This is a genomic window from Isoptericola sp. NPDC019693 (assembly GCF_044389085.1).
Lineage (GTDB): Bacteria > Actinomycetota > Actinomycetes > Actinomycetales > Cellulomonadaceae > Isoptericola.
The window spans coordinates 47,022-59,546 of record NZ_JBIRXP010000001.1 but is presented as its reverse complement, the minus strand read 5'-3'; the positions used below and the strand labels follow the sequence as shown (position 1 = coordinate 59,546).

At 74.6% G+C, this 12,525-nt stretch carries 10 protein-coding genes; 2 read left to right on the top strand and 8 right to left on the bottom strand.

What is annotated here, in order from left to right; all coding sequences use genetic code 11:
- Positions 1-117: 117 nt before the first annotated feature.
- The 7 genes from murQ to ACH436_RS00230 form a co-directional block, all read right to left on the bottom strand.
- Positions 118-1,104: an N-acetylmuramic acid 6-phosphate etherase gene (gene murQ / locus ACH436_RS00260; protein WP_430558183.1), complete on the bottom strand. Its 987-nt coding sequence runs from the start codon at positions 1,102-1,104 to the stop codon at positions 118-120.
- The gene (locus ACH436_RS00255) at positions 1,101-2,399 is read right to left on the bottom strand and encodes an anhydro-N-acetylmuramic acid kinase (RefSeq protein ID WP_430558182.1); all 1,299 of its coding nucleotides are present in this window, start codon (positions 2,397-2,399) and stop codon (positions 1,101-1,103) included. Before ACH436_RS00255 ends, murQ begins: the two co-directional genes overlap by 4 nt.
- Positions 2,396-4,090 carry a glycoside hydrolase family 3 N-terminal domain-containing protein gene (locus tag ACH436_RS00250; protein ID WP_430558181.1) on the bottom strand — a complete coding sequence of 565 codons (1,695 nt, stop codon included), beginning with the start codon at positions 4,088-4,090 and terminating at the stop codon, positions 2,396-2,398. Before ACH436_RS00250 ends, ACH436_RS00255 begins: the two co-directional genes overlap by 4 nt.
- Entirely contained in the window at positions 4,087-4,914 is an 828-nt protein-coding gene (locus ACH436_RS00245; protein WP_430558180.1) for a carbohydrate ABC transporter permease, read from the bottom strand. The genes ACH436_RS00250 and ACH436_RS00245 overlap by 4 nt, the downstream gene beginning before the upstream one ends.
- Positions 4,911-5,882: a carbohydrate ABC transporter permease gene (locus tag ACH436_RS00240; protein WP_430558179.1), complete on the bottom strand. Its 972-nt coding sequence runs from the start codon at positions 5,880-5,882 to the stop codon at positions 4,911-4,913. Before ACH436_RS00240 ends, ACH436_RS00245 begins: the two co-directional genes overlap by 4 nt.
- Before the next feature lie 3 nt (positions 5,883-5,885).
- Positions 5,886-7,205 (bottom strand): sugar ABC transporter substrate-binding protein, encoded by a 1,320-nt coding sequence (locus tag ACH436_RS00235; RefSeq protein WP_430558178.1) that lies wholly within the window; start codon positions 7,203-7,205, stop codon positions 5,886-5,888.
- 325 nt (positions 7,206-7,530) lie between these two features.
- Entirely contained in the window at positions 7,531-8,607 is a 1,077-nt protein-coding gene (locus ACH436_RS00230; protein WP_430558177.1) for a lipoyl protein ligase domain-containing protein, read from the bottom strand.
- 148 nt (positions 8,608-8,755) lie between these two features.
- On the opposite strand from ACH436_RS00230, the gene ACH436_RS00225 reads away from it, so the two are divergent.
- Together ACH436_RS00225 and ACH436_RS00220 are read left to right on the top strand one after the other, a co-directional pair.
- Positions 8,756-9,808 carry a BadF/BadG/BcrA/BcrD ATPase family protein gene (locus ACH436_RS00225; RefSeq protein ID WP_430558176.1) on the top strand — a complete coding sequence of 351 codons (1,053 nt, stop codon included), beginning with the start codon at positions 8,756-8,758 and terminating at the stop codon, positions 9,806-9,808.
- Entirely contained in the window at positions 9,805-10,692 is an 888-nt protein-coding gene (locus ACH436_RS00220) for a MurR/RpiR family transcriptional regulator (protein WP_430558175.1), read from the top strand. The genes ACH436_RS00225 and ACH436_RS00220 overlap by 4 nt, the downstream gene beginning before the upstream one ends.
- A 42-nt stretch (positions 10,693-10,734) precedes the next feature.
- Here the strand turns inward: ACH436_RS00220 and cimA are convergent, their stop codons facing one another.
- Positions 10,735-12,396, bottom strand: a complete 1,662-nt coding sequence (cimA, locus tag ACH436_RS00215; RefSeq protein WP_430558174.1) for a citramalate synthase — start codon at positions 12,394-12,396, stop codon at positions 10,735-10,737.
- Positions 12,397-12,525 lie beyond the last annotated feature (129 nt).

The window sequence follows — 12,525 nt, the reverse complement described above, 5'->3', positions numbered from 1 at the left end:
GCGCCGCGATATGCCGCGAAAATGCTTTTTGCCCGAACTACCTCGGCACGATTCGAACTACCTCGGCGAGGGCTGAACTACCTCGCGGGGAGTCGGACTACCTCGCGGGGGCTCGGACTACCTCGGCGGGGCGGCGCCCAGCCTTCCGAGAGCGCCGCGGACGCCGTCGCCGCCGTCGAGGGCGGCGCGCCCGTGCTCGGCGTCCACCCCGGCGAGCAGCATGACCAGCGCGACCTGGACGTCGCCGCCGGCGTCGGCGAGCACCGGCGCGCAGACCTCGGGGGCGAGGCCGGTCGCCTGGCTCAGCAGCCGCACGAGGCGGGCACGGAGCTTGGCGTTCGACGCGCGCACGTCGACCATGAGGTTCGAGTACGTCTTGCCGAGCCGGATCATCGTCGCGGTGGAGAACGTGTTGAGCACGATCTTCTGCGCGGTGGCGGCCTTCATCCGGGTCGATCCGGTGACGGCCTCGGGCCCCGTGTCGAGCAGGATCGCGACGTCGACCTGGTCGGCCAGCGGCGCGGCCGGGTTGGCGCTGACCAGGGCGGTGCGCGCCCCGCGCTCACGCGCGAGGTCGAGCGCGCCGCCCACGTACGGGGTGCGCCCGGAGGCCGCCAGCCCGACGACGAGGTCGTGCGGGCCGACGTGGTCGAGGTCGCGCCGGCCGCCCGAGGCGTCGTCCTCCGCACCCTCCACCGAGACGGTCATCGCGTCGGGCCCGCCGGCGAGGTGCGCGTCGAACCACTCGGGGCCGACCCCGTAGGTGGGCAGCAGCTCGACGGCGTCCAGCACGCCGAGGCGTCCCGACGTCCCCGCCCCCACGTAGTGCACGCGGCCGCCGGCGCGGACGGCGGCGACGGCCAGCTCCACGGCCTGCGTGACGCGGAACCGCTCGGCGCGCACCACGCTGGCGACGCCGGCGTCCTCGTCGAGGATGAGGCGCACCACGTCGGCGGACGGGAGCAGGTCGATGTCGGTGGTGCGCGGGTTGCGCTCCTCCGTCGGGGAGACGAGGCGCGCGACGGCGAGCAGGTCGTCCGAGGGCGCGTCCGGGGGCACGGCGTCCGGGGGCACGGCGGGGTCGGGCAGGGTCGCTCCGCTCATCGGGTGCTTCCTCTCGTCAGGTCGCGCGCGGTCGTCGTGACGCTCGGCGCCGGGTCGCGGGGCACGACCTGGCTCGGTGCGGTGGTGAGCGCGAGACGCCGCACCGGGACGCGGGCCGCCTCCACGGGCAGCGGGCTCGGCGGGGTGAGCGAGCCCAGCACCACCGGCCGGCGGGCGCCGGTCGCCTGCCGCCGGTGCGGGCCGGGGGCGGTCCCCGGCACCCCGTGCACGCCGAGGAAGCCGAGCAGCGCGAAGAGGTACGCCTCCTTGGCGTCGCCGGGCAGCCCCAGCTCGTCCGCGGTCACGAGGGCGGTGCCGGCCGGGAGCCGCGCCCGCAGCCGCTCGCGCAGCACGGGGTTCCGGGCCCCGCCGCCGGAGATCACGACGCGCCCGACCGGCCCGTCCGGCGCGTGGTCGGCGAGCGACCGTGCCACGGTGACGGCGGTGAGCTCGGTGAGCGTGGCGACCAGGTCGGGCGTGCTGAGTCCGTCGGCCCGCAGGCCCGCGGCGGCGAGCCGCGTCGCGACGTACTCGCCGTCGTAGAGCTCGCGGCCGGTGGAGCGCGGCACCGGCAGGGCGTAATAGGGCTCGTCGAGCAGCGCGTCGAGGGCCGCCGGGTCGACGACGCCGCGGGCCGCGAGCTCGCCGTCCCGGTCGAAGGGCTGCCCGGTGAGGCGTTGCACGGCGGCGTCGAGCAGGCAGTTGCCGGGCCCGGTGTCCCACGCGAGCACGGGCTCGTCGTGCGCGCCGACGACGGTCACGTTCGCGATGCCGCCCACGTTGAGCGCCGCGGTGTACTCCGTGCCCGCCGGCCCGTCGTGCCCCAGCCACAGCGCGTCGAGCACGCTCACGAGCGGCGCGCCCTGCCCGCCCGCGGCCACGTCGGCCACCCGGAAGTCGTTCACCACGGGACGCCGGGTCCGCTCCGCGATCCAGGCCGGGTTGCCGAGCTGCAGGGTGCCGCGCGCACGGCCGGCCACCACCCAGTGGTGCAGCGTCTGGCCGTGCGACGCCACGAGGTCCGCGTCCCCGCCGGCGAGGTCGTCGACGGCGCGGCGGGCGGCGGCGCCGAGCTCCTGCCCGACGAGGGTGTCGAGCTGGCACACCTCGCCGAGGTCGGCGGTGGCCGGCGGCAGCGCCGCGAGGATGCGGCGGCGCAGGTGGTCGGGCCAGGCGTACTCGGCATGCCCCAGCGGGCGCAGGGACAGCGTGCCGTCCGGGCGCAGGTCGAGGTCCGCGGCGGCGGCGTCGATCGCGTCGACGCTGGTGCCGGACGAGATGCCGATGACGATCATCGCGCCACCCCCGGGGCACCGGCCGCGGGGACGGGCCCGGCGAGGAGGTCCACGGCGGCCTCGGCGTTGGCCCGGCCGGTGCCGCAGGCCAGCACGGTCGCGGGCAGGCCACCGGGGAGGTCGGCGAGCCATCGCTCCCCCGCGGCCGGGGCGCCGGTGTGCACGACGACGAGGTCGGGGCGGGCCTCCTGCAGCACGGCCAGCCGGGCGTGCTCGGGCCCGCCGGGCACGGGTTCGCGCGTGACGACGACGAGCGGTCGCGCCGCGCCGGGGACAGCGCCCGCGGCGTCGGCCGGACGGGTCGGCACGGCCGGGCCGGCGAGCCCCCGCAGGAGCGCGGCGACACCGTCGTCGTCGAGGGCCGGGTGCACGACGGCGTCTGGCCACCGCGCGGCCAGCGCCCGCAGCACGTGCTGCGCGGTCCGGCCGGCGGCGTGGTCCAGCCGCAGCCGCAGGTCGACGACGTCGGGCGCACCGGCGAGCGCCGCTCGCGGGCCGACGGCACGGACCGCGCGCCGGGCCGCCTCGGCGCCCACCTCCGCGAGCGCCGCGAGCGCGGCCTCGGCCCGCCCGGCGGTACCCGCTCCGGTGTCCGCGCCAGGCCCGGCGCCAGGGCCGGCCCCGTCGCGTCGAGCGCGCAGCCGCCGCGCCAGGGACTCGGTGCGCCGCCGGGACGCGGAGAGCCGGTCCTGCGTCAGCCGCCCGGAGCCGACGGCGGCCACGAGGGCGTCGACGGCGGAGCGGAACAGCGCCTCGTCGTCCCGGCCGGTCGTCGTGCCGAGGCAGAGCAGGTCCGCGCCGCCCTCCACGGCGCGCACCGCGGCCTCGCCGACGTCGACGCCGTCGGAGACGGCGCGCATGTCGAGCGCGTCGGTGATGATCGGCCCGGCGTGGCCGAGCTCCCGGGCGAGCGCCGCGACCGCGGGCTCGAGTGACGCCGGAGCGGGCCCGAGGGCCGGCACGACGACGTGGGCGGTCATCAGCGCGTCGGCCGCAGGCCCGTCGTCGGTGCCCGCGCCGGGCGCGAGGGCCGCGGAGAACGGCACGAGGTCGCGGCCCCGCAGGGTGTCGAGGTCGGCGTCGACGACGGGCAGCGCGAGGTGCGAGTCGACGGTCGTGGACCCGTGGCCCGGGAAGTGCTTGGCGCACGTGCCCACGCCGCCGTGCTGCAGGCCGCGGGCGAACGCGACGCCGTGCCGCGCGACGGCCGCCGGCTCGGTGCCGAAGGCCCGCACCCCGATGACCGGGTTGCCGGGGGCGTCGACGTCGAGCACCGGCGCGAGGTCGAGGTCGATCCCGGCGGCCGCGAGCAGCCGGCCCAGGGCCTCGCCCGCGGCCCGGGTGAGACGCTCGTCGTCCACGACGCCGAGCGCCGCGGCGCCTGGCAGCGAGGACCCGGTCGCGGCCTCGAGCCGCGACACGTCGCCGCCCTCCTCGTCGGTCGCGACGAGCAGGTCGGGCGCGGCCTCGTGCAGGCGTGCCGTGAGCGCCGTCGTCGTCGCGAGGTCCGGCGTGTTGTGCGCGAAGAGCACCACCCCGGCGAGCCCGGCGCGGGCCGCGTCGAGCAGCCAGCCCGGTGGCGTGGTGCCGGTGAAGCCGGGCAGCAGCAGCCCGTGCACGGCCCGCCGGACGGCGCCGGTACCGGCGCCGGCGCTGGCACCGGCACCGGAACCGGCACCCCACCCGGTCATCCCTTCACCGCCCCGGCGGTGAGGCCCGACGCGAGCCGCCGCTGGACCAGGATGAAGAAGACCATCACGGGCACGGTGATGATGGTCGACGCGGCCATGATCGCGCCCCAGTCGTTCGAGTGCTGGCCGAAGAACGACCGCAGGCCGATGGCCACCGTGTAGTTCTGCGTCTCGCCGCCGAGCAGCGTCATCGCGAAGACGAACTCGTTCCACGCCGTGATGAAGCTGAAGATGCTGGTGGCCACGAGGCCGGGCGCGACGAGCGGCAGCAGGATCGAGCGGAACATCCGGCCCCAGGTGGCGCCGTCGAGGTAGGCGGCCTCCTCCAGCTCCACCGGCACGGCGGCGACGAACCCGCGCAGCATCCAGATGCCGAACGGCAGCGCGAGCGCCACGTAGACCACGACCAGGCCGGTGAGCGTGCCGAGCAGGTCGAGGTTGCGCACCTGGACGAACAGCGGGATGACGAGGGCCTCGAGCGGCACCATCTGCACGATCAGGACGAGCATGAGCACCTGGGTGCGCAGCTTGAAGCGGAACCGCGCCACCGCCACGGAGGCGAGCAGGGCGAGCAGCGACGAGACGAGCACGGTCGCGAGCGCCACGAGCAGCGAGTTGCGCAGGAAGACGTCGAAGCCGCCGTCGGTGAGCACGAACTCGAAGTGCTCGAGCGTCGGGTCGGCGGGCACGAAGGACGAGCCCCGCCCGGCCTTCCCGTCGAACGCGCTGACGAGCATCCAGTACGCCGGGAACAGCGTGAACACCAGGAGCAGCGTGACGGCGACCCCCTTGCCCACCTGGGTCGCGGTCCTGGGCCGGCTCACAGCTCCTCCTCCTTCAGGATGGTGCGCACGTAGGCGACGGTGATGCAGAGCAGCAGCAGGGTCAGCAGCACCGCGATCGCGGAGCCGAAGCCGTACCGGTTCTGCCCGAACGACTCGGTGTAGGACCACACGCCGAGGTTGAGCACCTCGCGGTTGCTGCCGGCGCCGCCCGGCATGAGGTACACCTGCGCGAAGACCTTGAAGTCCCAGATGGTCGACAGGATGATCACGACGGCGAAGATCTGCTTGAGTTGCGGCACGATCACGGAGAAGAACCGGCGCCAGGCGCCCGCGCCGTCGATCTCGGCGGCCTCCAGCAGCTCCTTCGGCACCCCGAGCAGGCCCGCGAGCACGGTGATCGCCACGAACGGGAAGCCGTGGTGGACCACGTTGAGCAGCACGATGGCGTAGAACGACCAGCGGTCGGTGAACCAGTTGACGGGCGCGTCCTGCAGCCCGAGCGACTGGAGCACGTGGTTGAACACGCCGCGGTCGGCGTCGAAGATCCACACCCACACGTACGTGCCGGTGACGGCGGGCATCGCCCAGGCCGCCATGATCGCGCTGGACACGATCGTGCGCCAAAGGCGGCCGAGCGACGCGAGCAGCACGGCCACCGCGGTGCCGAACATCACCGTGAACGCCACCGAGAGCACCGCGAACACCACGGTGTTCGGCAGCACGACCGTCCACAGCTGGGACGACGTGAACACCTCGACGTAGTTGCCGAGGCCGATCCAGTTCGGCTCGCCGGAGACGATCTCCTTCAGCCCGTAGTCCTGCAACGAGAAGAGCGCGACCCGGACCAGCGGCCACAGGAGCAGCGCCGCCAGGACGAGCAGCGCGGGGGTCAGCAGCATCCACGGCCGCACCCGCGCCAGGAGCGACTTGCCGAGCGGGCGGCGCCCGCCGGGCCCGGGCTGCTGCCCGGGCCCGGCGGGGACCGCGACGGGGAGGGTGCTCGTCATCCGTCAGCTGCCACCGTTGAGCAGCGACGTCATCTCGTCGGCCGCCTTCGTGCTGGCGGTCGGGACGTCCTCGCTCCCGGAGAGGATCGACTGCATCATCGTGCTCGTCGTGAGCTTGGCCTGCACGGCCCCGAAGTTCGGCGAGACGGGCACCGAAGCGCCGCCCTCGACGAACTGCTGCGCGAACGGCGCCACGAGCGGGTCGGTGCTCTTCAGGGTCTCGTCGAGCAGCGACGTCTGGCCCGGGAAGTAGCCGGCCTGCTCGCCCCACTTCGTGGCGAACTCGCCGGTGGTCATGAGCTCGACGAACGCGAACGCCAGGTCCTTGTCCTCCGCCGTCTCGAAGACGGACAGGTGCGAGCCGCCGAGCACCGACGGCGACATCCCGCCGTCCTTGCCCGGGATCGGGACGGCCGCGAACTTGCCCTCCATGTCCTTGTTCGCCTCGACGATGGCGCCCGGCGTCCAGGAGCCCATGATCGCCATGCCGACGTCGCCCTGGGCGAACGCGTCGAGCACGTCGGTCTCGCGCCACGTGGTGGCGCCGGCCGACGAGTAGCCGTCCTTCGCCAGCCCGGTCCAGAAGCTCAGGCCCTCCTGGGCCTCCGGGCTGTCGAGGCCGGACGTCCACGTGTCGCCGTCGAGCGTCGCGACGTCGCCGCCCGCGCCCCACACCCACGGGTACACCGTGAACTCGGCGTCGCCCGGCACCGCGACGGCGGTCTTGTCCGGGAACTCCTTCTTGATCGCCGCGGCCGCCGACTCGATCTCCGCCCAGGTCGTGGGCGGCTCGACCCCGGCCTTCTCGAAGATCTCCGTGTTGTACACGAGCGAGCGGACGCCGGCGTACCAGGGCATGCCGTACAGCTGGCCGTCGTAGGTGCCCGCCTCGACGAGGCCCTCCACCAGGTCGTCGCCCAGCCCCGCCTCCGCGACGTAGTCGTCGAGCGGCGCGAGCGCACCGGCGTCGGCGAACTCGGGCGTCCAGGTGGTGCCGGTCTCCGCGACGTCGGGCGTGGTCTGGCCCGCGATCGACGTGACGAACCGGTCGTGCGCGTCCGCCCACTCGACGAACTCGACGTTCAGCTCGGCGCCGGTCTCCTCCGTGAAGGCCTTGCCGACCTCGTCGAAGAAGGTGTCGGCGCTGGGGTTGGTGCCCTGCATGATCCAGACGTCGAGGGTCTTGCCCTCGCCGTCGACCGTCCCGTCCCCGCCCCCGTCGCCGGAGCTGCCGCCGCTGCCGCACGCGGCGACGCCGAGCGCCACCAACGCCGCGGTGGCCACGACCCCCACGTTCCTGCGGGTCCACATGTCTCGACGCATCGTCGTCCTCCCCCGGCGGCCCGCGGGCCGCCCTCCCTGGTGCGCGGCGCCGCGGTTCTCGCGGTCGCGCGCCGTCCTCGCGGTCATGTCCTGCCGACGTCCTCGTCGTCCGGCGTGACGTCGTCGTCTCGCTGTGCTGCTGATCGCCGTGGTGATCGCTGTGGTGCGAGCAGCACCCCGGTCCTGAAAGGAAGTTCCGGAGCATCGCTTCGTGAGGGAGATTACTGACCGAACGCGGATAACGAAAGCCCCCGCACCAACTCGTGACCCGACGGTGACCTCGTCGGCGCGTCGCGGTCGGTACGGAGGCGGTGGTGAGCGGGGCTCAGGGAACCCGGTTGATCCAGGCCGGGTCGGCGAACTTCGTCCGGACCAGCTCCTCGGCCCGGGCCAGCTCGTCGGGCCGCAGCTCGGAGTCCACGGTCCGGTGGTGGGCCTTGAAGTGCGCCTCGAAGGCGTCCAGGATCTCGTCGCGCGACATCCCTGTCTGCGACCGCAGCGGGTCCACCCGCTTGTCGGCGCTCCGGGTGCCCTTGTCGGAGAGCTTCTCCCGGCCGATGCGCAGCACCTCGAGCATCTTCGCGTTGTCGATGTCGTACGCCATCGTCATGTGGTGCAGCACGGCCCCGCCCGCCAGACGCTTCTGCGCCGAGCCCGCGAGCTTGCCCGCGGGCGACGCGACGTCGTTCATGCCGGAGAAGTACGCCTCGACGCCGACGTCGCGCAGCGCGCCCAGCACCCAGGAGTCGAGGAACGCGTACGACTGCTCGAACGACAGGCCGTCGACGAGCGACGCCGGCACGACCAGGGAGAACGTCACGCAGTTGCCGGCCTCCATGAACATGGCGCCGCCGCCGGAGATCCGGCGCACCACCGTCACGTCGTGCGCGCGCACGCCGTCCGGGTCCACCTCGTTCTTCAGCGACTGGAAGGACCCGATGAAGACGGCGCGCTCGTTCCAGTCCCAGAACCGCAGCGTGGGGCCGCGCCGCCCCTCCGCGAGCTCCTCGGTGAGCACCTGGTCCAGGGCCGCGAGCGTCGCCGGGGGAAGCGGGCCGGGGCGCAGCACCTCGAACGTGTGGTCGTCCCACGTGGTGGCGAGCCCCAGCGCCCGACGCACCGCGACCGCGACCGCCCACGCGTCGAAGCCCACCATCGTCACGCTGCCGGCCACCCGGCCGTCCTGCTCGGCGATCCGCAGCCCGTCGTCGACCGCGCGGGCCAGCTCGCTCGTGGACGTCTCGCGCGGCAGCCCGGCGAGGGCGGAGTCGATGACCTCGAGGGCGTCGTCGGGCTCCAGGAAGAAGTCGCCGCTGAGCCTGACGTCGGCGAGCAACCCGTCGCGCACGTCGAGGTCGACCGTCACGAGCTTGCCACCGGGAACCTTGTACTCACCATGCACGTCTCCACGGTAGCCGCGCCGCGGCCGGAGCGGAGGCGGCGTCGGTCACACCCGGCCCGACGGCTCCGCCGACCGTGCGGGCGAGAAGCCGGCGAGATTCTTTTTGTGAGGTGTCCAGCCTGAGAAAATCACTGCCACACTGGGTCCCGTGACCGGCCACGACGTCCCCCACGCCCCCGAGCACGTCGTCGCCGTGGACGTCGGCGGCAGCGGCGCCCGCCTCCTCGCCGTGCCGGTGCCCGACGGCGCCGGCCCCGCCGACGACACCGCCAGCACCCCGGTCTCCCTCACCGGCCGCCCGGTCCGCATCACCGCCACCGGCAGCGACGCGGCCGACGTGGTCGCCGAGCTCGTGGACGCGCTCGCCCGCCGGCGCCCGGGGCTGCGCGTCGCCGCCGCGGCCGTGTCGGTCACCGGCCTGCCCTCGCTCGTCCCCGACCCGGGCGCCCTGCACGCCGTGCTGCGCGACGCCGGCGCGCGCTCCACCGCCGTCGCCGCGGACGCGCTCGCCGCGCACCTCGGCGCCCTCGGCGGCCGGGCCGGCGCCGTCGCCGCGGTCGGCACCGGCGCCATCGTCCTCGCCACCGACCTGCGGCGCCGCTGGCACCGCGCGGACGGGTGGGGCCACCTGCTCGGGGACCTCGGCTCCGGCTCGTGGATCGGCGCGCACGGCCTGCGGGCCGCCGTCGCCACGCACGACGGACGCCCCGGGCCCGCCTCCCCCACGCTGCTCGCCGCCGCGCTCGAGCGGTTCGGGCCGGTCGAGGGCTGGCCCGCCGCGCTGTACGGGCGTCCCGACCGCGCGCACGTCCTCGCGTCCTTCACCCCCGCCGTCGCCGACGCCGCGGCCGCGGGCGACCTCGTCGCGCACGGCATCCTGCACGACGCCGGGACGCACCTCGCGGAGAGCCTCGCCGCCGCGCTGCGGCCCGGCATCCCGCCGCTCGCGGCCGTCACGGGCGGCGTGCTGCAGATCGGCGAGCCCGTGGCCACCCCGCTCAGGGCGCGGCTGCGCGCCCTGCGTCCCGACGTGCGGCTCGTGGACGCCGACGGGACCCCGCTCGACGGCGCGCTGCGCCTCGCCCGTTCCCTCGCCGACCCCCACGACGGCGACCTCGTGGAGCCCCACGACACCTGGCTCACCGTCCGGGCCACCACCCACCCGTCTCCGGCGCCCGCCGGGAAGGAGATCCGCCCATGAACGGTGACGTCCTCGTCCGGCTCCGTCAGGCCCTGCCCACCCTGCGACCCGCGGAGGCGCGCATCGCCACGGTCGTGCTCGACGACCCGCCCGGCGTCGTCGGCGCCACCATCACCGAGCTCGCCTCGCGCGCGGGCACGTCGCAGGCGACGGTCGTCCGCTTCTGCCGGGCCGTGGGCTATGCCGGCTACCCCGAGTTCCGCATCGACCTCGCGCAGGCCACGAGCCGCCGCGCCGTGGAGCTGGAGCGCTCCGGCATCGCGGAGGGCGAGATCAACCGGACCGACACCGCCACGGACGTCGTGTCCAAGATCGCCTTCCACGAGGCCCGCACGATCGAGGAGACCGCGCGCATGCTCGACCTCGACGCGCTGGAGCGTGCCGTCGAGGCCGTGGCCTCCGCGCCGCGCGTGGACGTCTACGGCGCCGGGTCGAGCGGCCTCACGGCGCAGGACCTCGGCCAGAAGCTCACGCGCATCGGCATCGCCTGCTTCGCCCCGGTCGACCTGCACGGCCAGCTCCAGTCCGCCGCGCTGCTGGGCGAGGGCTGCGTCGCCGTCGCCGTCTCGCACACGGGCACCACCATGGAGACCTGCCAGGCGCTCACGCTCGCCCGCGACGCGGGCGCCACGACCGTGGCCGTCACGAACTTCCCCGCCTCGCCCCTCGCGGAGCTCGCCGACGTCGTCCTGGCGACCACGGCGCGCGAGACCCAGTTCCGCTCGGGCGCCATGTCGAGCCGCATCGCCCAGCTCGCCGTCGTCGACTTCCTCTTCGTCCGCGTGGCGCAGCGCCGCTACGACCGGACCACCGCCGCCCTCAAGGCGACGTACGAGGCCGTCCAGCCGCACCGGCTGACGAACGGCAGCCGCGGCGCGCGGTGACGGTGTGACGGTCCGGCCGGCGCGGTGGCGCCGGCCGGGACGTCAGCGCGGCTCGACGCCCGCGTGCAGCAGGCCGTACACGTACGCGTCGATGAGCGACTCCCACGCGGCCTCGATGACGTTCGGCCCCACACCGACGGTGGACCACGAGTGCTGCCCGTCCGTGGTCTCGACCAGCACGCGGGTGGTGGCGTCGGTGCCCTGCTGGGCGTCGAGGATGCGCACCTTGAAGTCGATGAGCTCGAACTTCTCCATCTGCGGGTAGACGCGGGTGAGCGCGCTGCGCAGCGCCTGGTCGAGGGCGTTCACCGGGCCGTTGCCCTCGCCGGTCGCGACGATGCGCTCGCCGCCCGCGTGCAGCTTCACGGTCGCCTCGGCGACGGCGTCGGCGTCCCGGCCGTCGGCGTCGTGACCGGGGACAGGACCCGACGCGCCCACGACGGTCTCGACGATGGTCCGCCAGCTCTCCACCCGGAAGTACGTCTGCCGCGTGCCGGTGAGCTCCTCGCGCAGCAGCAGCTCGAACGACGCGTCGGCCGCGTCGAACGTGTACCCCTGCGCCTCGGCGTCCTTGACCCTCGTCGTGACGCGGGTCAGCAGCTCGCCCTGCCCGCTGAGGTCGTAGCCCAGCTCGCGGCCCTTGAGCTCGATCGACGCCCGCCCGGCCATGTCGGACACGAGCATGCGCATGTCGTTGCCCACCGCGGTGGGGTCGATGTGCTGGTACAGGTCGGGGTCGACCTTGATCGCGCTCGCGTGCAGGCCCGCCTTGTGGGCGAACGCGCTCGCCCCCACGTAGGGCTGCCGCGCGTACGGGGAGATGTTCGTGATCTCCGCGACGGCGTGCGCGATGCGCGTCGCGTCCTCCAGGCCGTCACCGGCGAGCGTGCGCAGGCCGTGCTTGAGCTCGAGGTTCGCGACGACGGTCACCAGGTCCACGTTGCCGGTGCGCTCGCCGTAGCCGTTGACGGTGCCCTGGACGTGCCACGCCCCGGCCGCCACGGCGGCGAGCGTGTTCGCGACGGCGCAGCCCGAGTCGTTGTGGGCGTGCATGCCGAGCAGCCGGTCCCCGGCGACGGCGTCGCGGCCGTGCGGCAGACCCAGCGACTCGCGCACCTCGGTGACGACGTCGGTGACCCAGTGCGGCAGCATGCCGCCGTTCGTGTCGCAGAGGGTGACCACCTCGGCGCCGGCCTCGAACGCCGCCTCGGCGGCCGCCCGCGAGTACGCCGGGTCGAAGCGGTGGCCGTCGAAGAAGTGCTCGGCGTCGACGACGACGCGGCGGCCCTCGCCCACGAGGAACGCCACCGTGTCGGAGATCATCGCGAGGCCCTCGGCGGGGGTGGTGCGCAGCGCCCGCTCCACGTGCCGCACGTCCGACTTGGCCACGAGCGTCACGACCGGGGCCTCGGAGTCGAGCAGCGCCCGCACCTGCGGGTCGTCCCACGCGCGCGTGCCCGCCTTGCGGGTGGCCCCGAAGGCCGCGAGCACGGCGTGCCTCAGCTCCAGCTCCTTGGCCGCCCGCCGGAAGAACTCCGTGTCCTTCGGCACCGCCCCGGGCCAGCCGCCCTCGATGAACCCGACGCCCAGCTCGTCCAGCAGCGGCGCGATGGCCAGCTTGTCCGCCACGGAGAGGTTCATGCCCTCCTGCTGCGCGCCGTCGCGCAGGGTGGTGTCGTACACGTGGAACGGGGTGGCGGTCATGCGGGACTCCCCAGGTCAAGAAGCTGAGCGTGCTGGTCAACAAAAAAGACCCCCCGGGGTACGGAAGGTCTGCGCGTCCGGCGGGTGGCCGGACGCGCTACGGAATGATGAGCGAGCGACGCTGGTGTG

Bases quoted from the DNA above. Each gene is read 5' to 3' on its own strand.
- ACH436_RS00220 (WP_430558175.1), top strand. From the start codon at position 9,805: ATGAACGGTGACGTCCTCGTCCGGCTCCGTCAGGCCCTGCCCACCCTG.
- cimA (WP_430558174.1), bottom strand. From the start codon at position 12,396: ATGACCGCCACCCCGTTCCACGTGTACGACACCACCCTGCGCGACGGC.
- ACH436_RS00255 (WP_430558182.1), bottom strand. From the start codon at position 2,399: ATGATCGTCATCGGCATCTCGTCCGGCACCAGCGTCGACGCGATCGAC.
- ACH436_RS00240 (WP_430558179.1), bottom strand. From the start codon at position 5,882: ATGACGAGCACCCTCCCCGTCGCGGTCCCCGCCGGGCCCGGGCAGCAG.
- ACH436_RS00235 (WP_430558178.1), bottom strand. From the start codon at position 7,205: ATGCGTCGAGACATGTGGACCCGCAGGAACGTGGGGGTCGTGGCCACC.
- murQ (WP_430558183.1), bottom strand. From the start codon at position 1,104: ATGAGCGGAGCGACCCTGCCCGACCCCGCCGTGCCCCCGGACGCCGTG.
- ACH436_RS00250 (WP_430558181.1), bottom strand. From the start codon at position 4,090: ATGACCGGGTGGGGTGCCGGTTCCGGTGCCGGTGCCAGCGCCGGCGCC.